This is a genomic window from Archangium lansingense (assembly GCF_026626635.1).
Lineage (GTDB): Bacteria > Myxococcota > Myxococcia > Myxococcales > Myxococcaceae > Archangium > Archangium lansingense.
Map to the genome: position 1 here is coordinate 10,357,040 of NZ_JAPNKA010000001.1, position 25,165 is coordinate 10,382,204.

At 68.4% G+C, this 25,165-nt stretch carries 24 protein-coding genes; 9 read left to right on the forward strand and 15 right to left on the reverse strand.

The genetic code is table 11. The annotated features are described in order from the left end of the window. Positions 1–10: 10 nt before the first annotated feature. Genes murG through mraZ form a run of 11 tightly spaced genes read right to left on the reverse strand, consistent with a single transcriptional unit; the run spans position 11 to position 12,198 of the window. Positions 11–1,228 carry an undecaprenyldiphospho-muramoylpentapeptide beta-N-acetylglucosaminyltransferase gene (gene murG / locus OV287_RS41265; protein ID WP_267539522.1) on the reverse strand — a complete coding sequence of 406 codons (1,218 nt, stop codon included), beginning with the start codon at positions 1,226–1,228 and terminating at the stop codon, positions 11–13. Next, positions 1,225–2,394 (reverse strand): putative lipid II flippase FtsW, encoded by a 1,170-nt coding sequence (ftsW, locus tag OV287_RS41270; RefSeq protein ID WP_267539523.1) that lies wholly within the window; start codon positions 2,392–2,394, stop codon positions 1,225–1,227. Before ftsW ends, murG begins: the two co-directional genes overlap by 4 nt. Positions 2,395–2,398: 4 nt before the next feature. Further along, on the reverse strand, positions 2,399–3,775 hold the full coding sequence (gene murD / locus OV287_RS41275; RefSeq protein WP_267539524.1) for a UDP-N-acetylmuramoyl-L-alanine--D-glutamate ligase: 1,377 nt from the start codon (positions 3,773–3,775) through the stop codon (positions 2,399–2,401). Positions 3,776–3,799: 24 nt separating this feature from the next. Then, positions 3,800–4,981, reverse strand: coding sequence for a phospho-N-acetylmuramoyl-pentapeptide-transferase (gene mraY / locus OV287_RS41280; RefSeq protein WP_267539525.1), 1,182 nt, complete (start codon positions 4,979–4,981; stop codon positions 3,800–3,802). After that, complete coding sequence (locus tag OV287_RS41285; RefSeq protein ID WP_267539526.1) at positions 4,982–6,382, reverse strand: UDP-N-acetylmuramoyl-tripeptide--D-alanyl-D-alanine ligase; 1,401 nt, start codon at positions 6,380–6,382, stop codon at positions 4,982–4,984. It lies immediately after the preceding gene. 20 nt (positions 6,383–6,402) lie between these two features. Next, the gene (locus tag OV287_RS41290; protein ID WP_267539527.1) at positions 6,403–7,920 is read right to left on the reverse strand and encodes a UDP-N-acetylmuramoyl-L-alanyl-D-glutamate--2,6-diaminopimelate ligase; all 1,518 of its coding nucleotides are present in this window, start codon (positions 7,918–7,920) and stop codon (positions 6,403–6,405) included. A 55-nt stretch (positions 7,921–7,975) separates the two neighbouring features. Continuing rightward, positions 7,976–9,982, reverse strand: a complete 2,007-nt coding sequence (locus tag OV287_RS41295; RefSeq protein WP_308809847.1) for a PASTA domain-containing penicillin-binding protein — start codon at positions 9,980–9,982, stop codon at positions 7,976–7,978. A 13-nt stretch (positions 9,983–9,995) separates the two neighbouring features. Then, entirely contained in the window at positions 9,996–10,406 is a 411-nt protein-coding gene (ftsL, locus tag OV287_RS41300; protein WP_267539529.1) for a cell division protein FtsL, read from the reverse strand. Further along, a complete protein-coding gene (gene rsmH / locus OV287_RS41305; RefSeq protein ID WP_267539530.1) occupies positions 10,403–11,311 on the reverse strand; it encodes a 16S rRNA (cytosine(1402)-N(4))-methyltransferase RsmH in 909 nt (302 codons plus the stop codon). Before rsmH ends, ftsL begins: the two co-directional genes overlap by 4 nt. A 12-nt stretch (positions 11,312–11,323) precedes the next feature. Next, positions 11,324–11,701, reverse strand: a complete 378-nt coding sequence (locus OV287_RS41310; protein ID WP_267539531.1) for an STAS domain-containing protein — start codon at positions 11,699–11,701, stop codon at positions 11,324–11,326. A gap of 47 nt (positions 11,702–11,748) precedes the next feature. Continuing rightward, complete coding sequence (gene mraZ, locus OV287_RS41315) at positions 11,749–12,198, reverse strand: division/cell wall cluster transcriptional repressor MraZ (protein ID WP_267539532.1); 450 nt, start codon at positions 12,196–12,198, stop codon at positions 11,749–11,751. A 316-nt stretch (positions 12,199–12,514) separates the two neighbouring features. Between mraZ and OV287_RS41320 the strand changes: the two genes are divergently transcribed. From OV287_RS41320 to OV287_RS41330, 3 genes are all read left to right on the forward strand, one after another. After that, complete coding sequence (locus OV287_RS41320; protein WP_267539533.1) at positions 12,515–13,114, forward strand: hypothetical protein; 600 nt, start codon at positions 12,515–12,517, stop codon at positions 13,112–13,114. A 109-nt stretch (positions 13,115–13,223) separates the two neighbouring features. Continuing rightward, positions 13,224–13,946: a PilZ domain-containing protein gene (locus OV287_RS41325; protein WP_267539534.1), complete on the forward strand. Its 723-nt coding sequence runs from the start codon at positions 13,224–13,226 to the stop codon at positions 13,944–13,946. Then, positions 13,943–14,338, forward strand: coding sequence for a DUF2379 family protein (locus OV287_RS41330; RefSeq protein ID WP_267539535.1), 396 nt, complete (start codon positions 13,943–13,945; stop codon positions 14,336–14,338). Before OV287_RS41325 ends, OV287_RS41330 begins: the two co-directional genes overlap by 4 nt. On the opposite strand, the gene OV287_RS41335 is transcribed toward OV287_RS41330, so the two are convergent. Further along, the gene (locus OV287_RS41335) at positions 14,317–16,119 is read right to left on the reverse strand and encodes an acyl-CoA dehydrogenase FadE (protein WP_267539536.1); all 1,803 of its coding nucleotides are present in this window, start codon (positions 16,117–16,119) and stop codon (positions 14,317–14,319) included. The genes OV287_RS41330 and OV287_RS41335 overlap by 22 nt on opposite strands. A 145-nt stretch (positions 16,120–16,264) precedes the next feature. Here OV287_RS41335 and OV287_RS41340 point away from each other — a divergent pair, with 145 nt between their 5' ends. Next, positions 16,265–16,609: a hypothetical protein gene (locus OV287_RS41340; RefSeq protein WP_267539537.1), complete on the forward strand. Its 345-nt coding sequence runs from the start codon at positions 16,265–16,267 to the stop codon at positions 16,607–16,609. 52 nt (positions 16,610–16,661) lie between these two features. Here the strand turns inward: OV287_RS41340 and OV287_RS41345 are convergent, their stop codons facing one another. Continuing rightward, complete coding sequence (locus tag OV287_RS41345; protein WP_267539538.1) at positions 16,662–17,483, reverse strand: hypothetical protein; 822 nt, start codon at positions 17,481–17,483, stop codon at positions 16,662–16,664. Next, positions 17,480–18,472: a phosphatase domain-containing protein gene (locus OV287_RS41350; protein ID WP_267539539.1), complete on the reverse strand. Its 993-nt coding sequence runs from the start codon at positions 18,470–18,472 to the stop codon at positions 17,480–17,482. Before OV287_RS41350 ends, OV287_RS41345 begins: the two co-directional genes overlap by 4 nt. A gap of 251 nt (positions 18,473–18,723) precedes the next feature. On the opposite strand from OV287_RS41350, the gene OV287_RS41355 reads away from it, so the two are divergent. From OV287_RS41355 to OV287_RS41375, 5 genes are all read left to right on the forward strand, one after another. After that, the gene (locus tag OV287_RS41355; RefSeq protein ID WP_267539540.1) at positions 18,724–19,746 is read left to right on the forward strand and encodes a CarD family transcriptional regulator; all 1,023 of its coding nucleotides are present in this window, start codon (positions 18,724–18,726) and stop codon (positions 19,744–19,746) included. A gap of 25 nt (positions 19,747–19,771) precedes the next feature. Next, complete coding sequence (locus tag OV287_RS41360; protein WP_267539541.1) at positions 19,772–20,284, forward strand: zinc metalloprotease; 513 nt, start codon at positions 19,772–19,774, stop codon at positions 20,282–20,284. Beyond that, positions 20,271–21,233 (forward strand): hypothetical protein, encoded by a 963-nt coding sequence (locus tag OV287_RS41365; protein ID WP_267539542.1) that lies wholly within the window; start codon positions 20,271–20,273, stop codon positions 21,231–21,233. Before OV287_RS41360 ends, OV287_RS41365 begins: the two co-directional genes overlap by 14 nt. After that, on the forward strand, positions 21,230–23,062 hold the full coding sequence (locus OV287_RS41370; RefSeq protein WP_267539543.1) for an ArnT family glycosyltransferase: 1,833 nt from the start codon (positions 21,230–21,232) through the stop codon (positions 23,060–23,062). The genes OV287_RS41365 and OV287_RS41370 overlap by 4 nt, the downstream gene beginning before the upstream one ends. Before the next feature lie 142 nt (positions 23,063–23,204). Next, the gene (locus OV287_RS41375) at positions 23,205–23,834 is read left to right on the forward strand and encodes a hypothetical protein (protein WP_267539544.1); all 630 of its coding nucleotides are present in this window, start codon (positions 23,205–23,207) and stop codon (positions 23,832–23,834) included. Between the two features lie 143 nt (positions 23,835–23,977). On the opposite strand, the gene OV287_RS41380 is transcribed toward OV287_RS41375, so the two are convergent. Continuing rightward, a complete protein-coding gene (locus OV287_RS41380; protein ID WP_267539545.1) occupies positions 23,978–25,162 on the reverse strand; it encodes an iron-containing alcohol dehydrogenase in 1,185 nt (394 codons plus the stop codon). Positions 25,163–25,165 lie beyond the last annotated feature (3 nt).

Sequence of the window (25,165 nt, forward strand, 5' to 3'; positions counted from 1 at the left end):
TGTCGTCTCCTCAGACCTGCTTCTCGTTACCGCCAGCCTGCTTCTCGCTGTCGCCGGACGGCTTCTCGCCGCCGTTGGACTTCTTCGGCTTCTTCGGGTTCGGGTCCTCGCCGCGAGCCTCGGCCCGGCCGTAAGGACCGTACGTCTTCACCATCAGGTCCACGAGCACGTCCGCCAGCTCCTTGGCGGCCTCGGGACGCCCCAGCAGACCGGCCTTCTTCTCCATCTGGCGGCGCTTGTCGGGCTCGTCCTTGAGGCGGCGGATCTCCGCGGCCAGCTTCTCCCCGGTCAGCTCCGACTCGCGGAACATGAGGGCCGCCCCGGCCTTCACCAGCGCCTGGGCATTCACCTCTTGGTGGTTGTCCGTGGCGAAGGGGAAGGGAATGAGGATGCTGGCCTTCTTGGCCACCGTCAGCTCCGACAGCGTGGTGGCACCCGCCCGGCACACGACCAGCTCCGCCTTGGCGTAGGCGTTGGACATGTCCTCGATGAACTCCACCACCTCGGCCTGGGAGGAGAAGCCCTTGTCGGCGTAGCCCTTGCGCACCGTCTCCAGGTCGTTCTTGCCCGTCTGGTGGACGATGTGGAGCTGATCCTTGATGTCCTGAAGGTGGTCCAGCGCGTCAATCATCCGCTGGTTGATGCCACGGGCGCCGAGGCTGCCGCCGAAGACGAGCAGGCTGAACTTCTCGTGCGCCACGCGCGAGCGCAGGAAGTTCTCCATCAGCTTGCGGCGGATGGGGTTGCCCACGAGCTGCACCTTGCGCGAGGGGAAGAAGCGGGCGGCGTCCTCGAAGGCGGTGAAGACGACACGCACGAACTTGCCGAGCACCTTGTTGGTGAGCCCCGGCAGTGCGTTCTGCTCCTGCACGGCGGTGGGGATGCCCATCAGCGCCGCGGCGAGCACCACGGGTCCGCTGGCATAGCCGCCCACGCCCACCACCACGTCCGGCTTGTGGCGCTTGAGGATGCGGAAGGACTCGATGAAGGCCAGGGGCAGCGCGAGCAGGCCCTTGATGAGGCCCAGCAGACCCTTGCCCTTGAGGCCCTGCGCCCGGATGGTCTCGAGAGGGTAGCCCTCACGGGGAACCACGCGGGCCTCGAGACCCCGCTCGGTGCCCACGAACACCACCTTGTTGGCGTGGTGGCGCGTCACCACCTCTTCGGCCAGGGCGATGCCCGGGTAGAGATGACCGCCCGTACCGCCTCCCGCGATGAGCACCTTCACGCCGCCACCTCCCTCATGTCACCGCCGGAGCGCAAGGTCCGGTTGCCAGCACCCTCCGCGCTGGCACTGAGCGAGAGCAATACACCGGCCGCCCCCATGAGCACCACCAGCGAGGTGCCTCCGTAGGACACGAAGGGAAGCGTCAGTCCTTTAGTGGGCAACAACCCCATGGCCACGCACATATTTACCGTGGCCTGGAACGCGATGATGGAGGTGAGGCCCAGGCCCAGGTACGTGCCGAACGCCTCCGGGGCCGCGAGGCTCGCGCGGATGCCCCGCCAGATGACGATGCCGTAGAGCGACACCAGCAGCACCACCCCGACCAGCCCCAGTTCCTCGCCGATGATGGCGAAGATGAAGTCCGTATGGGCCTCGGGGAGGAAGAAGAGCTTCTGCCGGCCATCTCCCAGCCCCAGGCCGGTGAGGCCGCCCGAGCCGATGGACATAAGGGACTCGGCCACCTGGTAACCGATGTCATGGCGGTGGGCCCACGGGTCCAGGAAGGCCAGCACGCGCTTCATGCGGTAGGGGCTGGAGGCAATGGCTGCGTACGCCAGCGGCAGCGCCAGCAGCACCGAGCCCACCAGGTAGCTCACCTTGGTGCCGGCGGCGAACAACAGCGCGAACAGCAGGAACACCAACAGCACCGAGCTGCCAAAGTCCGGCTGCAACATACAAAGGCCCACCAGCAAGCCGCACAGCAGCAGGTGCGGGAGGAAGCCCACGGAGAAGCTGGCCACCTTCTCGCGCTTCTTGGCCAGCGAGTAGGAGAGGTAGACGACCCAGGCGGCCTTGGCCACCTCGGCCGGCTGCAGGCCGAAGCCCGGGAAGCGGATCCACCGCCGCGCGCCGCCCGCCGAGGTGCCAATGCCCGGGATGAGCACCAGCACCAGCAGCACCAGCGTCACCAGCAGCAGCGGGTACGCGAACCGCGCCAGCCGGCGCCAGCCCACCTTCATCCCCACCGCCATCGCCACCACGCCCATGCCGGCCGCCACGAGCTGCCGGTTGAGGAAGTAGAGGCTGTCCTTCAGCTTGTCCTGCGCCATGACAGCGCTGGCCGAGTACACCATCACCAGGCCAAGCGACACGAGCGACAGCACGGCACACAAGAGCAACGCGTCGAACCGCACCGGGGCGGAGGACGGAGCAGCGGTGGCCTTCATGGGCTCAGAGCTCCCCGACGAGGCGTTTGAACGTGTCGCCCCGGTGCTCGAAGTTCTGGAATTGATCGTAGGAGGCGCATGCGGGCGACAAAAGTACAGTGTCGCCGGACTTTGCCAGGGCCTTGGCCCGCCGTACAGCTTCCGCGAGCGTTCCGCAGGCGTATACCGGAGCGCTGCCCTCATACGCCTGGGCAATCGCCTCGGCGTCCTGGCCGATGGTGAGCACGCCCTTCACCTTGCCGCGGCCCTCGTCGACCATGGGCTGGTAGGGAGCGCCCTTGCCCTTGCCACCGGCGATGAGGAGCACGTCCTTCTGGAAGGCGCGCAGAGCCACCAGCACCGAGTCCACGTTGGTGGCCTTGGAGTCGTTCACCCACTCCACGCCGTCCAGCACGCGCACGCTCTCCAGCCGGTGGGGGAGGCCCGGGTAGCTGTCCAGCCCGGCCTGCACCGCCTCGTGCGCCACGCCGGCCAGCCGCGCCAACAGTGCCGCCGCCATGGCGTTCTGCGCGTTGTGGCCCCCGCGCAGCGCGCGGTTGGTGAGGGTGAAGGACTCGCCCTTGTCCCCTGCCCCTTCGAAACGGAAGCCCCCGGGCTGCGCCACCGCCATGCCGGCCAGCTTGGGGGCCGCGGCAACGGGACGCCCGGTGAGGCTGAAGCCGTAGACGGGCACCTTCGCGGCCTCGGCCAGCCGCATCACGTCCGCGTCGTCCGCGTTCACCACGACGAAGTCGCCCTGCGCCTGGTTGCGGAAGATGCGGGCCTTGGCCTCGCCATAGGCCGCGTGGCTCGCGTACCGGTCGATGTGGTCCGGCGTGAGGTTGAGGATGGTGGAGCCACGGGGCCGCAGGGTGTCGATGCCCTCGAGCTGGAAGCTGGAGAGCTCCACCACCAGGGCCTCCCACTCGCCGGGCGACAGGGCCGCCTCGGCCAACGGGCGCCCGAGGTTGCCGCCCACGAAGGTGCGCCGGCCGCTGCGCGAAAAAAGCTCACCGGTGAGCGCCGTGGTGGTGCTCTTGCCGTTGGTGCCGGTGATGCCGATGAACGGCAGGTGCGAGAGGTAGCGCCAGGCCAGCTCCACCTCGCCCCAGACGGGCACTCCCGCGGCGCGCGCCTTTTGAATCTCCGGCAACGCCAGCGGCACGCCCGGGCTCACCACCACGAGCTGCTGCGACTCCAGCAGCCCCGGCGGCGTGGGGCCGGTGACGAGCGTCACGCCCTGAGCCTTCAGCTCGCGCGCCGTCTCCCCCAGCGCCTCCTCGGTGCGCGCGTCCAGCGCCGTCACCCGAGCGCCCTTCGCCTTCAACAGGCGGATGGCGGCCAGCCCGCTCTTCGCGAGCCCGTACACCACTACCTTCCAGTCCTTCAGGTCGGGCGTCATGCGCGCCACCCCTCCAACAACTGCCTACCGAAGCTTGAGTGACAGCAGCGCCACGCCGCCACAGAGGATGGCGACGATCCAGAAGCGGACGATGATCTTCGGCTCGGCCATGCCCTTCAGCTCGAAGTGATGGTGCACCGGCGCCATCTTGAAGACGCGCTTGCCGGTGAGCTTGAAGGACGTCACCTGGATCATCACGCTGAGGATTTCAGCGAAGAAGACGCCGTGGATGATGGCGGACACCACCTCGTTCTTGGACAGCACCGCCAGCCCACCGAGTGCGCCACCCAGCGCGAGCGAGCCGATGTCGCCCATGAAGACGGAGGCCGGGTAGGCGTTGAACCAGAGGAAGGAGATGCCGGCGCCCACGATGCTGGCGCAGAAGACGGCCAGCTCCGCGCCGCCGGGCACCTCGGGGACGCCGAGGTAGCGCCACAGGGGCACACCCACCAGCCGCGTCACGCCCCCCACCGTCTCCACGTCGGCGATGCGCGTCGCCGAGCCCGCCACGTAGCAGAGGATGGCGAAGGTGGAGGCCGCGATGATGGTGGGCATGATGGCCAGGCCGTCCAGACCGTCCGTCAGGTTGACGGCGTTGGACGTGCCCACCACGACGATCCACGCGAAGAACACGTAGAACCAGCCGAAGTCCGGATTGAACCAGCGCGTGGGCACGAAGGGCAGCGTGAGCTTCGTGTCGATGAGGAGCTTCGGCCCCGTGAAGGCGCCATCCGGCCCCGTCCACGTGCACATGATTCCGAAGATGGCCACCAGGTAGAAGACCGTCTGGAGGACCATCTTGTAGCGGCCGGCCAGCCCCTTGGAGTTGCGCTTGGACAGCTTGAGCCAATCGTCCAGGAAGCCGATGAAGCCGTAGCCCATCGTGAGCACCAGCGCCGCCCACACCGCGCGGCTCTTCAGGTCCGCGAAGATGAAGGTGCCGAACGCGATGCACATGAGGATGAGCGCGCCACCCATGGAGGGCGTGCCCTTCTTCTTCTGGTGGGTGTCTGGAGTGTCCTCGCGCACGTTGCTCTGCCCGTGCTGCTTGAGGCGCAACCAGGCGATGAGCCTCGGGCCCACGAACATGCCCAGCAGCAGCGAGGCCACCGCCGCCGCGACGATGCGGAAGGTGGGGTAGCGCAGGAAGTTCAGAAACCGCGCTGCGTCCGTGCCCTGAATCCACTCGTAGATGAGGAGCAGCACCTAGTGGCCCCCTCCAGAAGAGGCGGTCCCGGTGAGACCCGCCACGACCCGCTCGAGCCGCATGCCACGGCTCGCCTTGACCAACACCACATCCCCAGCCTTCAACTGCGGCGTCAGCCAGGCCAGCAGCGGCTCCACCTCGGTGAAGTGAGCCGTGTTGCCGCCCTGCCCCGCCGCCTCGTAGCCCTTGCGCGAGCGCGGGCCGAAGAAGGCCAGCAGCTGTGCCTTGCCCGCTGCCAGCGTGCCGAGCTGCGTGTGCTCCTCCAGCTCGCCGGGGCCCAGCTCCAACATGTCCCCGAGCACCGCCACCGTCCGGCCACCGGGCTGCACCAGCGAGCGCAGCGTGTCCAGCGCCGCGGCCATGGAGGCCGGGTTGGCGTTGTAACAGTCGTCCACCACGGTGATGCCGTGCAGGCCGTCCACCACGTTGAGCCGGCGCGCGTACGGCCTCGCCGCCTCCAGGCCCTTCACACACTCCTCGGGGGAGTAACCCAGTGCCACCGCCAGCGCGAAGGCGCCCGTGGCGTTGAGAGCGTTGTGCTCGCCGATGAAGGACAGCTTCACCGGCCAGTCCTTGCCCTGGTACCGCACGGTGATGGCCAGCCCTTCCCGACCAAGCGGCGTCACGCTGGCCAGCCGCACGTCCGCGTTCGCGGCCCGGCCGAAGGTGAGCTTCTTCGCCCGGCTGCGCGCCGCCTGCGGCGGAATGAGCGGGTCATCCACGTTCACTACGGCCACGGCCTCGGGCGGAAGCTCACGGAACATCTCGCCCTCGGCCTCGGCCACGCCCTCGATGCTGCCCAACCCCTCCAGGTGCTCGGGCTGGATGATGGTGATGACGGCTGCGTCCGGCTTCGACACGCGGGTGAGCCGCGTCATCTCGCCGGGCTGGTTCATCCCCATCTCCACCACGGCCGCCACGTGCGAGGGCTCCAAGCGGAAGAGCGTGAGGGGCACTCCCACCTCGTTGTTGAGGTTGCCCTCCGTCTTCAGCGCGGAGCCACGCACCGCGAGGATGGCGCCCACCATCTCCTTGGTCGTCGTCTTCCCGTTGGAGCCGCCCACCGCGCCCACCGGAATCCGGAAGCGCTCGCGGTACGCACGCCCCAGTCCACCGAGTGCCGCCAGGGTGTCCTCCACCTCATAGAGGGCCAGGCCCTCCGGGAGCTGGGGGAGCGCCCTGCCCTTCTTCACCACCGCGCCGGCCGCCCCACCTGCTGCGGCCTGCGCGAGGAAGTCGTGTGCATCGAAGCGCTCGCCCTGCAGCGCCACGAAGAGGCACCCGGGCACCAGGGCCCGCGTATCGGTGCAGACGGCCTGGAACTCCGCCGCGGGCTTGACGCCGCGCCGGGTGGCCCCAGTCGCCTGCACCACCTGCTCGTCCGTGAATCGTACGCCCATAAGGGGTCCGCGGCTCTCCGTCAGGTGCGGATGGCGAGCGCCCGGGCCGCCACCTGGCGGTCATCGAAGGCGCGCTTCTCGGTACCGATGAGCTGGTACGTCTCGTGACCCTTGCCGGCGATGAGGACCACGTCGTCCTCCTTCGCCAGGGAGATGGCCGTCTCGATGGCGGCCTTGCGATCCGCGTCCACCAGGTAGCCCTTCTCACCGCTCTTGGCCTTACCAGCCGAGATGCGGCGCAGGCCGCCCTTCTCCAGGCCCGGGGTCACCTGGGAGATGATGTCCTCCGGATCCTCGTTGCGCGGGTTGTCGCTCGTCACCACCGCGAGATCCGCGGCCTCGGCAGCCGCCGAGCCCATGAGCGGACGCTTGCCCGGGTCCCGGTCCCCACCGCAACCGAACACCACGATGACGCGGCCCTTGGCCATGGCCCGCGCCGCCTCGAGCGCACGCTTGAGAGCGTCGTCCGTGTGCGCGTAGTCCACCAGCACCGCCGGCGCCTGCGCGGGCCCGTGGTTCTCCACCTGCTCCATGCGGCCAGGCACGCTGCCCATGCGCTCGATGCCCAGCTGCACGTCCTTGCGGCGAGCGAAGCCAGCGCCCAGCGCCAGACCGGCTGCCGCGAGGATGTTCTCCAGGTTGTGCGGCCCCAGCAGCCGGCTCTTCACCGGGATGTCGCCCGCGGGCGTCTTCAGCACGCCCTTGATTCCCTGCAGGGTGAAGGAGGCGTCCGCGGAGGAGATCTCCCCGTTGCCCTGGCGGCTGAACTTCCACGCCATGCGCTTCTGGCCGCGCAGCTCGTTGTAGATGCGGGTGCCGTAGGTGTCGTCCCCGTTGACTACCGCCACACCGCTCTGCGCCAGGTTCTCCACGAAGAGCTTGCGCTTGGCCTGGAAGTACTCCTCCAGGTCCTTGTGGTAGTCGAGGTGATCCCTCGTCAGGTTGGTGAAAGCGGCCGCCTTGAAGGTGATGCCGTGCACGCGCTCCTGCAGCAGGGCGTGGCTGGACACCTCCATGACCACCGTCTCCACACCCGCGTCCACCATCTCCTTGAGAATGCGGTGGAGTTCCAGCGGGTCCGGCGTGGTGTGCTCCGTGGGGTGGAACTGGCCGCCCACCTTGTAGCCCAGCGTGCCGATAACCCCCGTAGAGGAGTAGGCCGCAGTGGCCATGGCCTCGAGCAGATAGGTGGTGGTCGTCTTCCCGTTGGTGCCAGTGACCGCCAGCATGGTGAGCTTGTCAGCGGGCCGACCATGGAAGTTGGCCGCAATGAGCGCCAGCGCCTTGCGGGCGTTGGACACCTTGAAGAAGGGCACCTGTGAGGACAGGGACTTCTCCGACACCACCGCCACGGCACCGCGGGAGACGGCCTCACCCACGAACTGGGCGCCATCCTCCTTCGTGCCCGGCACCGCGACGAACAAGTCGCCCGGCTTCACCTTGCGAGAGTCCTGCGACACCCCCGTCACGTCGACCGGGGTCCGGCCGCCCGAGGTCTGCTCGGCACCACACCCTGCAAGGACATCCGTCAGCTTCATCGTTTCCCCTTCACATGCAGCTGCGAGCGCGAGGCTGAGCTGTGCCGCCGCGGCCTCATTGCCGCGCCGCCAGCTCCAGCGTCACTCGTGCACCCTTCTCCACCAGCGCACCGGCGGCGGGAGTCTGCGAAACAACGCGTCCACTACCTAACAATCGAGGCTCCAGGGCCGAAGAGAGCAGCTTCGTCACTGCCTCACGCCCTGCCTGACCAACAACATCTGGAACGCGGACGGAGCCAGGCTCCACGTTCTCGGTGACAGCCTCCGACACCATGGGCCGGGCCGTCTCCACCTTCGAGGGAGGGGGCTGAGCGGCCGCCACCGGCAGGGCGGTGGGCGGCAGCGGCACCTCTCGCGAGGGAGGGACGGCCAGGTGAGCCATGGCGGCGGTAGCGATTTCCTTGAAAGCAGGGGCGGCCACGTTCCCCCCGTACACGTCCGTCTTGGGCTCGTCCACAATCACGAGGATGACGGCGCGAGGATTCTCGGCCGGTACCACGCCCACGAAGGAGGCGAGCCGCTTGTCGGAGTACCCCCGGGCCACCGGGTCCGCCTTCTGGGCGGTGCCCGTCTTTCCAGCCACCCGGTAGTCCTCCATGGCGGCCTTGGGGGCGGTCCCCTCCTTGGTCACCACGCTCTCGAGCATGGAGACAATCTTCTTCGCGGTGGCGGGGGAGACGGCCTGGCGCACCTCGGTGGGCCGGTTCTCCAGCAGCACCACCCCGTCCGGGTCCACCACCTTGGAGACGAGGTAGGGGCGCATCAGCAAACCGCCATTGGCCAGCGCGCCCCAGGCGGCGGCCATCTGCACGGCGGTGGTGGTCATGCCCTGCCCGAAGGACTGTGTGGCGAGCGACACTTCCGCCTTGGGGAACGGGATGGAGCCCCGGCCCTCGCCGGGCAGCGCCAGGCCGGTGCGCTCACCGAAGCCGAAGTCGCGGTAGGCCTTTACCAGCCGCTCCCGCCCCAGCTGCTGGGCAATCTTGGAGGAGCAGATGTTGGAGGACTCGCGCAGCACGAGCTGCGGGGTGAGCCAGCCCAGCGGGTGGGTGTCGTGGATGGTGTGCCGGCCGACGGTCCAAGCGCCGTTCTCGCAGAAGAAGAGATCCTCTGTCTTGATGACCTTCTGATCCAACGCGCTGGCCACGACGAAGGCCTTCATCGTCGAGCCGGGCTCGAAGGTGTCGAGCGCGGCGCGGTTGCGCATGCTGGCGCGAGCCTCCTTCTCGGGCGCGTTGGGGTTGAAGCGCGGGTGGTTGGCGATGGCCAGGATTTCGCCCGTCTTCGGCTCCAACAGGATGGCCATGCCCGCTACGGCCTTGGCCTCTTCCACGGCGCGGCTCAGGGCGCGCTCGGCAACGAACTGGAGGTGGCGGTCAATGGTGAGGGTGACGGCGGCGCCCTGGCGCTCGATGGTGTCCGGGGCGCCGGAGACGAGCAGCTTGCGTCCCTTGGCGTCGCGGAAGCCGGACAGGCGCGAGTTCTGCCCGGACAGCTCGTCCTCGAAGGCCAGCTCCAGGCCTTCCAGACCATGGCCGTCCAGGCCCACCATGCCCACCACGTGCGCGCCCAGCTCCTTCTGCGGGTAGAAGCGCTTGGGCTCCTTGGTGAAGCCGAAGCCCGGCAGCCCGAGGGCCTTCACCGCCTCCACATCGCGGGGAGTCACCTGGCGCTTCACCCAGGCGAAGCGCTTCGCGCGGCCGAGCCGGGCCTGCAGGTCCTCCACGTCCAGCTTCAGCACCTTGGCGAGCGAGCGCGCGGCCTGCTTCACATCCGGCAGCATGGAGGGGTCCACCCAGATGGAGTCCACCTCCACGCTCTGGGCGAACGGCGTACCGCGGCGGTCGAAGATGTCGCCACGGCGGGCGGGGATTTCAATCTGGCGGACGTACTGGTCCTGGGCGAGCCCGCGCAGCTTGTCGCGCTCGAACACCTGGAGCTGCACGGCGCGGCCGAAGGCGGCCAGCAGCAGGGCGACGAAGAAGAAGGCCAGCAGCTTCACACGAAGCCGCAGCCACTTCTGGTTGGGCTCTGGGGCCCGCGCCGATTTGAAGTCCCTCACAGCCAGCCCCCCCTCAGTGCGGTGCGCCGCGCTCGGCCACGCGGACGCCGCGAGCATCGCGGGCCTCCACGCGGACATTGCGCTTCTTGCCCGGCAGCTCCGCCGGAAGGGCGACGACCCGCGAGCCAGCGGGCATGGACATGCCGAGCTTCTCACGGGCCAGCTTCTCCAGCCGCGCCGGGTTCTTCAGCGTGGCCAGCTCCAACTTCAACCGATCATTCTCCCGGATGAGCGAACGCTCCTCGGCCTCGGCCTTGGAGAGGCGGTAGCCCATGTCCACCACCAGCACGCGGCTCGTCACGTGGAGCAGGCCCACGCAGGCGAAGAGAGCGAAGAGGAACACCGCGGGCAGCAGGTGCAGCAGCACCTGGCCTACCGACACCCCACCCCCACTGGCACGAGAGACTGGATTGAGACGGCTCATCGGATCTTCTCCACCGCACGCAGGTGCGCGCTGCGGGCACGGGGGTTGGCGGCAATCTCCTCGTCCGAGGGCGCGATGGCCTTGCGCGACACCAGGGCGAAATCCCCCTGGCCGCCACAGGCGCACACCGGCAGCCCAGGCGGGCACTTGCAGGTGCCCACCAGCTCCCGGAAGGTCTCCTTCACCTTCCGGTCCTCGAGCGAGTGGAACGAAATGACGGCGGCGCGGCCCCCCACCTTCAGCAGCCGGGGCAGCGCGGCGAGCAGCGACTCCAGGGACTCCAGCTCCTGGTTCACCGCCATGCGCAGCGCCTGAAAGGTGCGGGTGGCCACGTGAATCTTGTTGGGCCAGGCCTTGCGCGGCACGGCACGCTTGACGACCTCGGCGGCCTCCAGCGTGCGCGTGGGCAGCGAGCGCTTGAGCTCTCGGGCGATGGGCCGGGCGAAGGGCTCCTCGCCGTACTCCTTGAGGATGCGGATGAGCTCCGCCTCGTCCTCCTCGGCGATGAGCTCGGCGGCGGTGCGGCCCGTGTCGCCCATGCGCATGTCCAGCGGGCCTTCCTTCTGGAAGGAGAAGCCGCGCTCGGCCACGTCGAGCTGGGGCGAGGACACGCCCAGGTCCACCAGCACCCCATCCACCGGCAGCAAGTCCGCCGCCACGTCGAGCAGGTCCCCGAAGTTGCCCTGGCGGGTGCTGAAGGACGGGTAGCCGGCGAGCCGGGCGCGAGCGGCCTGAAGCGCCACCGGATCCCGGTCCACACCCAGGACGGTCGCACCCCGGGCGAGAAGCGCCTCGGTGTGACCACCACCACCCAGTGTGCCGTCGATGATCACCTTCCCCGCTCCCGGTCGAAGGACGTCCACCGTTTCATTCAGGAGGACGGTCTGGTGGCTGAAGTCAGCCAAGGGGCGCCCGCACTAGACGAAAGGAGCCCGCGCGAGCGCGAAGGCAGCCCGGGCATCGTTCATATGCGGGTAGAGCTCGAAGACATCATGAGCGCCCGCGGCCCGGAGGATGGCGGCCAGGTAGGGGGACAACCCGGACAGCTTGATGTCTCCACCCGCCTTGCGGAAGGACTCGGTGCGCGCCAGCAGGGGCCTCACCCCGCGGTAATCCAGGTGGCGCACCTCGCTGAGGTCCAGCACCACGTTGCGCAGACCCCGCTGCATGCGCAGCCCGAGCTCCTCGCAGAGCTGGGTGAGGTCCTTCTCCAGAAGCTCCCCCTCGAGCATGAGGGTCTCCACGCGCCCACTGGAGACCGCGCGAATGCCCTGTGCTTCGGCTACCTGGTTCATGACACCACCTTCCCGGGATTCCTGCTTCCCGTCGAAAAATCGTCCCGCTACTGGCGCAGCTCGGTGAGCACGCGCATGACGTCCGCGCTGGAGGCTTCCTTCCGGGCCTCCTCCTGGGCTTTGGCCCAGCCCTCGCGGCTCCACAGCTCGATCACCTTCACCATCCCCGCCCACACCAGGTCCTTGTCCAACCCCGCGTGGGCTCGCAGCGACGGCGGAATCAGCACGCGCCCGAGCTTGTCGAGCGGGCACTCCTGGGCGCTGGCCACGTAGAGCCGCATGAGCGTCTTCACCCCTGGCTCCATCGGGTTGCGCTTGGCGAGAGCGGCCTCGAGCTGCTCCCACTCGCGCACCGGATAGGCGTGGAGACAGGGGTCCAACGCCGTCGTGATGATGAGGCGCTCGTCGTACGAGCCCACGAGCGTCTCGCGCAGCCGGGCCGGGAGGCTGGTGCGCCCCTTCGCGTCAATCTGGTGCTCATAGACGCCTCGGAACACGCGAAGAGGTCCACCTTGTCAGCCCGGCCGATCCACATTACGCCACCCCTTCCCACTCCGATCCACTTTGGGCGGCGGAAAATACGCGTGGCCCCCTACCCGGTCAAGAAATGCAACAGGCGCGTACAGGTCCGTGTCGCACGGGGAAACAAGGGGGGGAGGGGGGCCGGTGGGAAGGAGTGGATCGGCCAGAGCGGATTTGACCCGGGCCAACGCCCTCTGCATAACTGCCGCCGCTGAGCGCCTGTGCAGGGCGACTCACGCCTCGTAACCCGGCCGGGGGACGAGGTCCTCATTTGGAAATGAAGGTGCGCGCATGATCCGCTTGACTCGTCTGATGGTGCTCTCCGCGATGACCCTGGGCCTGGTGGCCTGTGGTGGTGCGAAGCTTGGTGGTGAGGAGGGCGCGGCCGCGGCCGCGTTCCAGGCCTCCCAGCCGGCGGGCCGTGGCAGCAAGACCGGTCAGGCGCTCGTGGAGCAGGCGCTGGCCAGCGGTGCCCTGTCCATCACCATCTCGGCCGACTGTGCCAAGAGCGGCAAGGCGAGCCTGACGCTGAACGCCGCCGGCGGCGAGCTCGACGGGCTGATCAACTACAGCATCACCTACGATGCCTGCAGCGAGGACGGGAAGAGCGAGTACAACGGCACCATGAATACCTCGCTGGGGATCACCATCGACCCGAAGTACGCCAGCGGTGCCTTCGTCATCGCGATGAAGGGCAAGCTGACCATCGAGGGTGAGGTCTCCGACTTCATCGACGCCGACGTGAAGCTGAAGATGGACTTCTCCGCCACCTCGGCGCACAGCGGCAGCATCTCGCTGGTGGTGGACGGCACCATCAAGACCTCCGATGGCAGCTACGTCTACGCCAACAAGGCGATCGCCATCACCGCTGGCGAGCTGCCGAAGGCCTAGCCGCCCGCCCGCTGTCGTCTTTCCGAGGCCGGACTTCCAATCTGGAGGCCCGGCCTTGCTTTTGCCCTATGATTCATCCGCCCAGTCATTCCAGGGGAGAACCGCTGCCATGAGCCAGTCCGCGACGAACCGAGCCCTCGGCGAGGTACGCCTCAAGGTGGCCTACAAGAAGCCCGAGGCGCTGCTGAGTGAGTACACGCGCAGCATCGGCCGGGGAGGCGTGACGCTGCAGACCCAGAAGGGCCTGCCAGTAGGAACGCGCTTCGTCTTCGAGATGCACAACCCTGGAGTGGCCACGCCGGTGGAGGTGGTGGGCGAGGTGGTGCGAGTGACGCCCCAGCCCAACGGGCGCTTCATGATCACCGTCAAGTACGACCCCGGGCAGGACCGGGGCGGCCTGGACGCGGTGCTGCAACGCATCTTCGATCTGCAGGAGTTCGAGAAGCTTCGCCGCTACCCGCGCGTGCCGCTGCACCTGCCGGCCATGGAGGAGGAGACGCCCTTCGCGCCGCCCTTCTTCGTGCGCGACCTGTCGCGCGGGGGCGTGGGCCTGGAGGTAGAGGCGCCCGCGCTGCCGACCTCGGTGAAGGTGGGCATGCCCTTCCTGCTGGAGATGGACCTGACGCTGGGCACGCTCATGCTGCACGGCGAGGTGGCGTGGACGTCCGCTGGCGGACCCGAGGTGCTCCCCACCTTCGGTGTCACCTTCGGCACCCTGCGCCCGGACACGTCGGAGCGGCTGGAGAAGCTGCTCTCGCTCGAGTCCATGCCGCCGCCGCCCTGGCGCGCCCGCGTCTGCTTCGGCATGGACGCGGTGATGCGCATGCCGTGAGGAGACAGCCTCACGATTGGAACCGGCTGGTGGAGCTCCACGACAAGCTCCAGCGAGGCGAGCCCGTCACCTTCGACTCCGATGAGGTGCGTACCCTCGTACGCCGGGTCGCCCTGGACGTGGCCATCCGCACAGAGGTCTCGGAGCAGGAACTGCGCGATCCCACCCGTGCAGCCAGCCTCGTCCGGGAGATTCGCCAGAGAATCCGCGAAGGCTCAAGGCGGCTGGGCAGTGCGCTCCTGGAAGTCTATCGCCTCCAGGAGTCAGGAGATCTGAAAGGAGCCCGGAAGGTGCTCGAGGACCTGCTCGCGGTGGAAGTGGTGCCGCTCTACCGGCACACCGCCCAGAGCGAGTTGGATGACCTTCTGGCCTACACCGCGGACAACGGATAGCCGGTGGCCTTCTCCACGGCCTGGAGAATCGTCTCGCGCAGCTCCACCGGATCGTACGGCGTGAAGAGCTCCAGCCGCGCCACCTTGGAGAGGTGCTCCTTGAGTGTGTCGCCCTTCACGGTGGCGCACAGCGCGCGCCGAGCCCGGTCGTAGGAGCGGGCATTGGCCTCAGTGGCGTACTGCCGCGTCATCGCCACCCGCGCCGCATCGAGCTTCCCGTCCGCCGCCTGGCGCGTGCGCGTCACCATCGAGTCCATCGCGTACGCGTCCATCACGATGTCCGCCACCGTGGCCAGCACCTCCTGGCGCTGCTCTATCTCCGCGCCGAACGTCTCCGCCGCCACCTTCAGCGTGTAGATGGCCAGACGCTTCAGGTTCTCCGCCGCCTGCTCCTCCGCGGCCAGCTCGTCTTCCACCCGCGCCTTCGGCAACCGCCCCGCCGACAGGTCCTCGTCCACCGCCTGCGCGACCTCGAAGAGCGGCAGCGTGCCCTTCATCGTGCGCTTGAGCAGCATCCCCGCGATGAGCATCCGGTTGATCTCATTGGTGCCCTCGAAGATGCGGTTGATGCGCGCGTCGCGGTAGGAGCGCTCTACCGGGTACTCCTCGATGTAGCCCGCACCACCGTGGATCTGCACCGCGTCGTCCACCAGGTACCCGAGCGCCTCCGAGCCGTACACCTTCATGATGGAGGACTCGATGGCGTACTCCTCGATGGCGGCGATGAGGCGCGCCTCGTAGTCCGCAGCCGTCTTGTCCGCCCCTGCCAGCGCCGTGTCCACCAGGCCCGACGTGCGGTACGTCATGCTCTCCACCGCGTGGACGAGCGTGGTCATGCGCGCCAGCTTCTCGCGGATGAGCGGGAAGCTCGCGATGGACGTCTGGAACTGCTTGCGCTCCTGCGCGAAGAGCAGCGCGTTGCGAAGCTGTAGCTTCATGCCACCGAGCACGCCTGCCCCCAGCTTGAGCCGGCCGTAGTTGAGGATGTTGAAGGCAATCTTGTGCCCCTTGCCCACCTCGCCGAGCAGGTTCTCGCGGGGGATGCGCGCGTCCTCGAAATAGAGAGGACACGTGGAGGAGCCACGGATACCCATCTTGTGCTCCTCGGGCCCCACGGTGAAGCCGGGCGTACCGCGATCCACGATGAAGCCGGTGAACTTGTCGCCGTCCACCTTGGCGAACACCACGAACACGTCCGCGAAGGCCGCGTTGGTGATGTAGAGCTTCGAGCCGTTGAGGAGCCACTCCTTGCCGTCCGGGGACAGCACGGCCTTCGTCTTGGCCCCGAGCGCGTCCGAGCCACTCCCCTGCTCGGTGAGGGCATACGCCGCCACGAGCTCACCGGTGGCCAGCTTCGGCAGGTACTTCTGCTTCTGGGCGTCGTTGCCGAACCAGACGATGGGTAGCGTGCCAATGCCCGTGTGCGCGCCAAAGGACACGGACCAGGAGCCCTGCATGCTCATGGCCTCGGCGATGAGCAGCGAGGTGGTCTTGTCCAGGCCCAGGCCCCCGTACGCCTCGGGGATGTCGATCATCAGCAGGCCGAGCTCTCCAGCGCGGCGCAGCAGGTCGCGCAGCAGCGCGTTGTCCTTGGCCTCGATCTTCTCCGCCTGCGGGAGGACCTGCTCGGTGGAGAACTGGAGCGCCGTCTTCAGGTAGAGGCGCTGCTCTTCGGTGAACAGCTCGGGAGTGTTGATACGCGCCGAGCCCACGTCATTGAACAGGAAGGCACCACCCACGGGGACCGCGCCGGAACGGTTCTGCTCGAGCACTGCTGCCATTCGGAAACCTCCTCGAGTGCGCCTCCTTGCTCGGGAGGCAGTTGTGCTACCGCGTCGGGCAAGATATGGCGCGGTGCATCAGGGCGGTAGTAGCGACAGGCCCGCCCCTTCTCAACCGAGTTGGACTCGCGGAGGAAGTGACGCCATGAAGCTGCGCTGGAATGTGCTGGGAGTGGTGCTGCTGGGACTGGGGCTGGTGGGTTGTGGCGCAACAGTGGGCGATGCCTGCACCACGGATGCTGACTGTGGCGACAAGGGCTTGTGCATCAACAACCAGGAGTACACGCCGGGAGGCTACTGCTCGCAGTCTTGTGTGCCCGGCAAGGACGAGACCTGCCCCACGGGCAGCAGCTGTGTGAGCCAGGGCTACGCCGGGGACGTGTCTGCCTGCTTCCTCAAGTGCAGCTCGAACGACGACTGCCGCACTGGCTACCGGTGCTCGGGGGGGTTCAAGGGCAACCCCAACTCCGTCTGCGTTGCCACGAACTGAGCCTCATCGAGGAAGTGCAACTCCCCATCACCATCGATTAGCCGCCCGGGCCCTACTGTCCCGCTGGAGCGCCGGCCACAGTGGGAGCCCGGGGCGTCGGGTAGATGAAGCACAGCGTCTCGAAGAGGGGCTCGCCGGGAGCCACGTACACCCCGCTGAGCGCCCTCGCGGCCTGCGCCAGCTCCATGCCGAACGACGGCACGAGGCAGATGTCCTCGGAGGTGGTGAAGCGCCCCTTCAGCTTCCCCAGCCCTGTACGCAGCGTGGCGATGTCCTGCTTTCCGCCGCGCACGGGGACGGAGGGACCGTTGGTATCGGGACCCGGAAGCTTCCCCACGCTGGTGGTGAGCTCGAAGCCGTCCTGCCGCTGGATGATGCGCAGCTTGCCGGGGGCGACCTCGGCCAGCCAGGCCTGGAAGCCCTGCTCGTCCCGCAGCACCAGCCGATAGGCGACCAGGGCGTCCGGGTGCAGCAGCCACACCTCGCGCGCGGACTCACGCAAGACGGCGAACAGCTCGGAGGTCTGAGCGAGGAACGTGTCCGCGTCGGGGACGAGCAGCACTCCCTGCTCCTTCACACGCTCGCGCAGCCGGGCCTGGTCCTCGGGCCGGGAGGGCACGAATCGCTCCCCGCCGAGCCGCACGGCCTCTCCCGCCAGCTCCACCCGCAGGACCTTGTCGGGCACGGGCTCGCCGTATACCTCGGCCGGAGCCACTCGGAAGCGCGAGTCCCCCTCCGCCCCACCACTCCCCGCTTCCGCGACGAGCTCCGGAAGCGGCTGCGGCTTGAGCGACGAGAGCGGCTCGGCGGGCTTCTCCTCCTTACAGCCCGCCGCCAGCACCGCGGCCACCATCAGCACGTGCTTCAAGCTCATGGCGTCCCCTGCTCCGTCCGCGGAGCCGCCTGGGGAAACGCGGCGGTGACGCACGCGCTCCGGGCGAGTCCCGCCTGCACCGCATGCAGCGCGGCGGTGCTCGCATCCTTGAAGAGGACCATGTCACTGAAGCGGGTGGCGTTCGCGCTGTTCCCGGCATCGCGGATGTAGATGGCTCGCACGCGCCCGGGGAACTCCTCGCGAATCTGCGCGTAGACCTCCGGGTCCTTCTCGCCCGAGTCGCCTACGAGCACCACCTGCTGGGGGAAGCGCCGCAGCAAGTCGCGGATGAGGGGCTGCTTGTAGTCAGAGAGCGAGCCGGGCCCGAGGTCGCGCAGGAAGAGGCCAAAGCCCGTGGGGAACTGGTGGCGGGCGAGGAAGGCCCCCACCCGAGGCATGAACTGGACGGGCGAGCCGCTCACCAGCGCGAAGCCCGGCTCCGCCTTCGGGCTCGGGCCGAGGCATCCATAGAAGCCCGACATGCCAGGGACGACCTTCTGGGTGTCCTCGTCGCGAAGCAGCGCGTTGGTGACCAGTTTGTCCGGCTGCGTCACCTCGGAGATGGCCAGGGTGTCGTCGAAGTCGGAGATGACGAGGAAGGGCGTCGAGTCCGCGAGGATCTCCACCTGGGCCATGGCCGTCGCGCCCTTCACGCTCGCCTGGGCGGAATGGCGGCCCAGGGGGAACGTGCGGCCCGTGGACGGCTGGAGGGTGACCTGGAAGTTGCCGTCATCCCCACTGGTGACGGTGGCCGAGACGCCCTGGAAGGAGACCTCCACCTTCGCGCCCTTCCAGTTGCGGGCCGCCAGGCTGCGCAGGTTGCGCGTCAGGGCGGTGCTCCCGTGAGGGGTCTCGGCGAGGACCCGACCCTGGAGGGTGACAGCGCCGGGGCGGCCGAGCGCCGGGGAGAGCAGCACCGCCGGGTCCGCGAGCGCGGAAGCGGAGGCAAGGGCGAGGACGAGCGCGGCGAGGCGGGCGGAGACGTTCACCTGGAGGTCCCAAGGACAAGTGTTGAGCGGCGCATGATACCCGCGGCCACCGTGCTGGAGGGGTTGCGCCGCTACGAACCCGTTGCATCCTGTAGCGGAAAACCACCCTCCCCTCCCCACCAGCCCCGGGGCGCACGCCTGGCTGGCCGTCCGGAGCTCCAGGGACCTGACATCCGCTTCCCGTAAGTCGTGGCATCTGGTGAGGGTTGATGCTACGACCTCACACTGATCTCGCGTCTCACGAGGGGGACATGCCAGAAGGCTCCGCGTCACTCCAGCTCGCGGTTGGCGACCGGGTGGTCTACCCCAACCAGGGGGTCTGCCGCGTCTCGGCCATCGATGTGAAGGAGGTGGCGGGTCAAAAGCTCACCTTCGTCACCATGCACCGGGAAGAGGATGGGGCGAAGGTGATGGTGCCCCAGGCCAAGGTGATCTCCATCGGTGTCCGCAAGGTGGCGGGCCCCGAGGACGTCACGCAGGTCTTCGAGTTCCTGCGCTCCGACAGCGACAAGGCGGACCTGGACTGGAAGATGCGCGCCCGGACCAACCAGGACCGCATGGCCCAGGGTGGCCTCATCGGCCTGGCCGAGGTGGTCAAGGGCCTGCAGGTGCTCAGCGAGCTGCGCCCGCTGCCCACCAAGGAGCGTGAGCTGTACGACAACGCTCGCCACCTGCTGGTGTCCGAGATTTCCGCCGCGCTCAACACCACTGAATGCAACGCCGAGGACTCCATCGACCTCGTGCTCTTCCCGCCCGGCCGCGAGCGCCCCAAGCGCACCGCCGCCGAGTTCGCTCCCCGCGGCGAGGGCGACGAGGATCTCGGCCTGGACGCCGACCTGCTCGGGCTCGACAGCGAGCTGGACCTGCCTCCGGACGAGGAGGAGGCCCCCGCCGAGGAGGAGGAAGAGGCCTCCGAGGAAGAAGGCGAGGAGGAGGAGGAGGGCGAGGCCAAGCCCCGCAAGAAGGCCGCGGCCATCCCCGCCGAGGGAGGTGCCGAGGCGGCACCGAAGAAGCGTGGTCGTCCGCCCAAGCCCAAGCCCGAGGGTGCCGAAGCCGCCGCGCCGAAGAAGCGTGGCCGTCCGCCCAAGCCCAAGCCCGAGGGCGCCGAGGCTCCCGCGCCGAAGAAGCGCGGCCGCCCGCCCAAGCCCAAGCCCGAGGGCGCCGAGGCCGCCGCACCCAAGAAGCGCGGCCGCCCGCCCAAGGCGAAGCCTCCCGAGTCCGAGGAGGCCGACCAAGAAGCCGACCTCGATGACGACATCGAGGCCGATGAGTGACACCCGTCTTCCGAGGTGACGCCCTGTGATTCGCGTCGTAACGCTGGACTCCTTCGACGAAAAGCAGATCGCGAAGCTCTGCCAGACGCTCTACACAGCGTTTGGCGTGGGCAGCGAGCACTCGGGTCAGAAGGAAGTGCCCGAGGGCATGTCCGAGCCGCTGGATGCCGAGAAGCTGCTCACGGAAATGAAGGGCATCCGGGCCTATGAGGACGACAAGGTCCTCTTCATCACCTCGCGCAAGCTGAAGGAGCGCGAGCTGGCGGGCGGCAAGGGGCCCACCCCGGGTTTCGCCCAGTACAACAAGAGCCGGGCCATCATCAGCACCCACGGGTTCAAGGACCTGGAGGCGTCCTTCAAGCCGGTGGCCCGCAACGCGCTGCAGCAGATTGGCCACCTGTGGGGCCTGCACCACTGCTTGGATCCGCGCTGCTCCATGTACCCGCCCTGGACGCCCTCGTTCTCCTCGGGCGAGCCCACCTTCTGCACCTTCTGCCGCGACAAGAGCGAGCAGAAGCTCCGCCTTGCGAAGTCCTAAGTCCCTCCTGCGCGCCCTTCCCCTGGTGGAGCTGGGGGGGTTGTTGCTCGTCGCGCTCGCCTGTCTCGTCTTCCAGCTCCGCCTGCCCAGCCGTTTGGCCTCCGAGGCGGACTACCGCACGGTGGCCGGCTGGCTCCAGGCCGAGGCCCGTCCCGGCGACGCGGTGCTCCTCTTCCCGTGGTGGAGCGAGAAGGCCCGGCTCTACCTACCGCCGGAGCTGCCGGTGTACGGCTACCTCGGCTCGGACAAGGACGACTTGAGCGCGCACCCTCGGGTGTGGGTGCTGGGCCAGCCGGAGCTGCCGCGCGCCGATGAAGCAGACTTCAGGGCGGCCTTCCTCCCCAAGCGCACCGCAGTGGGAGCCTCGCGCCGCGCGGGCAACCTGGAGCTGACGCTGTACGAGAACGGCCGCTACCGGCCCCGGCGCTTCGTGGCGTCGGAGGCGTACGCGAAGGCCCGCGTCTACCTGGAGTCACCGGACGGCACGAGGCGCGACTGCCCCTTCGACGGGAGCGTGCACCGCTGCCCCGGACCGCCGCACCTGTACGTGGCCCCCGAGTGGCATGAGATTCACCTCGAGCCGCGCCGCTGCCTGTGGATGCACGCACCGGGCGGGACGCAGCGGCTGGTGGCTGAGTTCGACGGAGTGCCCGCGGGCACGGAGCTTCGGCTCGAAGGCGGCATCATCTTCGAGTTCGCCTCGCACCACGAGCCGCGCCTGAGCACCACGTATTACGGCGTGGAGGACGCGGCCAGCCACGAGCCATTGCTGGAGATCGCCCAGCCGCCGGGATTGGAGGGCGTGCAGAAGGCGTCGCGCGCGCTGCCGCAGGGCGAGCCCCGCACCGTGAAGGTGTGGGTGCGGGCGGAGAATCCGGAGAGGCGGCAGGTGTGCCTGGATGTCTTCGCGCTCGGAGACGGGGCGGTGGTTTCGAGGGAGGGCACATGACGGCGGGCCGGGCTCCGACGCGAGACGAGCGCTGGCTGGCGCTGGGGCTGTGGGTGCTGACCTTCGTGGCGCTGTGGGCCACCGAGTCCGCGGTGGGCTTCACGCGCGACGAGAGCGTCTACTTCTACGCGGGCGAGAGCTATGCCCGCTGGTTCCAGCAGCTCTTCCGGGAGCCTGCGCGAGCCCTCACTGACGCGGCCATTGTTCGCGCCTGGGACTACAACCACGAGCACCCGGCGCTGATGAAGGAGCTGTTCGGGCTGTCGCACCTGCTGTTCCACAACACGCTCGGGTGGCTGCGCCCGACGGCGGCCTTCCGGCTTCCGGCCTTCGCCCTGTCGGCGCTGGTGCCGGCGCTCACCTTCCTGCTGGGCAGCGCGGTGTATGGCCGCACCGTGGGACTCTTCGCCGCGCTCTCCTTCCTGCTCGTGCCGCGGCAGTACTTCAACGCGGAGCTGGCCTGCTTCGACATGCCCATCGCGGCCATGTGGCTGCTGGTGGTCTATGCCTTCTGGCGCGCGCTGGAGGACAGGAACTGGGGCGTGCTGTGTGGCGTCTTCTTCGGCCTGGCGCTGTGCACCAAACACAACGCACTCTTCCTCCCCTTCATCCTCGCGCCCTTCGCGCTGTGGCGCGCATGGACCACCACCGTGGACCGGCCGGACGCACGCGTCTGGCTGTGGCGCGTGCTGGGGCTCTTCGCTGCCGTGGCGGTGCTGTACGGGCTGCTGGTGGTGAGCCTCGGGCCCGAGGACTTCCAGCGGAAGTTCATCCTGCTCAGCCCGCACACGCTGCTCTTCGTGGTGCTGGCGGTGGGCGCCCTGGGGATGCTGCACCTGCAGAACGAGGTGCACCCGCCCTCGGCGCTCGCCCTGCTGCCGCTGGCCACCATGGCGGTGTTCGGGCCGATCATCTTCTACCTGCACTGGCCCTACCTCTGGCACTCGCCGGTGGACAGGACGGCCTGGTACCTGAACTTCCACGCCACCCATAACCACTACACCTGGTTCTACCTGGGCAGACTGCTGCGCGAGCCGCCCTTCCCGCTCGAGTACGTGGTGGTGAAGACGGCGCTCACCGTGCCGACCAGCCTCTTCGTGCCGATGGTGACGGGCTGGCTGGTGCTCGCCGGACGCGCGGTGTTGAGCCTCTTCGAGCGCACGAAGTCCCTGGTGCGCACGCCCTCGTTGGCCGAGGCCCTGGTAGGCGTCAACGCGGTGGCCGCCATCCTCATCATCAGCCACCCGCAGGTGCCGCACTTCGGTGGGGTGAAGCACTGGCTGCCGTCGATGCCCTTCCTTGGGATTCTCGCGGGCGTGGCGGTGATGCGGGGCTGCGAGGCGCTCGTGGAGAGGCTGCGCGTGCGCTGGCCGGGGCTGTCCCTGGCGGCGGTGGTGACTCCCGTCTTCGCGCTGCTGATGCTGCCGGCGCTCATCGGGCTGGTGCGCGTGTTCCCGTACGGGACGAGCTACTACTCGGAGCTGGCGGGGGGCGTGCCGGGCGCGGCCTCGCTGGGGATGCAGCGCCAGTTCTGGTCGAGCAACGTGACGGCGGTGCTGCCGTGGATCAACGAGCACGCACCGCGCAACGGACGCGTCTTCCTGCACGAAGTGAACGGCCTGTCGTTCCGCGACTACCAGCGCAACGGGATGCTGCGGGGCGACCTGCAGCCGGGCGGGCCGTTCGACTCGGACATCGCGGCGTACCAGTACCACCAGGAGTTCCGTGAGCACGAGTTCAACGTCTGGCAGGCCTACGGGACGCGGACGCCCGCCACGGGGCTGTACCTGGACGAGACACCGCAGGTGATCGTCTACCAGCGACGCTGAGACATGACGCGGCGCGACAGAGACGACGGTGGATTTCACTGACTGTTCAAGGCGAGACGGCGAGAGGCCCCCTGGGACGAGAGACCCGGATTCCGGGTTAGGCTCGGGCCACGACCATGGTGGACGTCTCCAGGAGGGGCACATGACTCGGTGGATGAGGGCCGTAGCGGTGGTGGCGCTGGGTGCGGTGGGCTGCACGCAGGAGCAGAAGCCGACGATGACCGCGCGAGCGGAGCTGAAGACGATGGGTGGCTCGACGGTAGAAATCATCCCGAAGGAAGGGCAGCACCCCTACTGCATGCTCTTCACGGTGTCGGAGAAGGGCATCATCCGGCAGCTGACGATGACGCGCGAGAACCGGTCGATCAAATGCGACACCGGCAAGCGCATCTACAACTCGAGCTTCCGCATCCCGGTGGAGGAGGGAAAGGTCCGGGCGTACGTCTTCTTCTCGGACCAGCGCATTCAGGCGGGCTCGGTGGCACAGCAGCTGAATGACCTGAGGGAGAAGCCGCGGTTGACGGCGATGGACTTCCGGCTGCCGGGGTCGGTGACGGTGGAGATGCTCGAGTTCACGCCGCAGCCGGGAGGCGAGCCGGTGACGGGAGCGGTGGTGGGCACCACGGATCTCGCGGAGGGAGGCCAGGCGGAAGGCACCCAGACCGAGGAGGCCGAGGTGGAGGATCCGGGGCAGAACCCGGCGCCGCCGCAGATGGCGCCGCCGAATGGTGGAGGAAGCGGCTCGGCGACGGCCACGGACACCGTGAAGTAACCCCCTCCGCCTCAACCTTGTCCCAACGCGCCCAACGCGCCCCCACTCACCCCAACATCCCCTCTCCCCTCGGGAGAGGGACGGGGTGAGGGTATCCGGACCCGTTCTCCCTGCTGTGAGCAAGGAGAGGGCCCTGTGGCTGGCTAGAACGACTCGCGGATCATCGCGAGCAGATCTTCCTGGGTGCACGGCCGCGGATTGGCGCGGTGCGAGGCATCCACGAAGGCCTTCTCTGCGATGCGGACCAGGTCCTTCTCCTTCACGCCCGCGTCACGCAGGCGCAAGGGAATGCCGATGGTGGCGTTCAACTTGCGAACCCGCTCGATGGCATTGCCCGCGAGCACTTCCTCACGGGAGTTCGAGGTATCGCCCATGGCCATGGCCACGCGAGCGAGGCGCGCGGTGCTGACCGGGCGATTGAACTCCATCACCACGGGCAGGACGATGGCGTTGGCCAGACCGTGGTGCACGCCGGAGATAGGCGTGAGCGCGTGCGCCAGCGAGTGACAGGCCCCGAGCCCCTTCTGGAAGGCCATGGCGCCCTCCAGGGCGGCCACCATCATGTCGGTGCGGGCCACCAGGTTGCGGCCCTCCTCCACGGCCCTGGGTAGCGAGCGAGCCACGCGAGCGATGCCATCAATGGCCACCGCATCCGCCAGCGGATGAAACCCGTTGGACAGGTAGGCCTCCAAGCAGTGCGTGAAGGCATCCATGCCCGTGGCGGCGGTGGGCCCGGGAGGCAAACCCAGCGTCAGCTCAGGGTCGCAGATGGCGGCCTTGGGCATGAGGAACGGGCTGAAGATGACCGTCTTGCGCCCGGTGTCCGAGAGCGTCGCCACGCCCGAGCGGCTCACCTCCGAGCCCGTGCCCGCGGTGGTGGGGATGGCGATCAGCGGCGGCATGTTGTCGCGCACATACTGATCCCCGCCCGTCGCGTCGTCGTAGCGCGACAGCGGAGGCTCGTGCGTGGTGAGCACCTGCACCAGCTTCGCCGCGTCCAACGGGCTGCCGCCGCCAATCGCGATGATGCCGTCGCACTTGTTGGCCCGGTAGGCCTCCAGCCCCGCGAAGGCATCGCGCTCGGTGGGATCGGGCTTCACCGCCTCGAAGGTGGCGAAGCTCACTCCGGCGCCCTTCAACACGTCATACAGACGCTGAGCTAGCCCGACCTTCACCACGCCCGCGTCCGTCACCACCAGGGGGCGCTTCATGTTCAGCCGCGCCACCTGGGCGGGGAGCCGCTGCAGGGCTCCGGCTCCGAGGACAATCTTCGTGGGCCAGGACAGCTCGGTGATGCGCGGCTCGCTCGGCATGTCGAACGGTTTCATCGG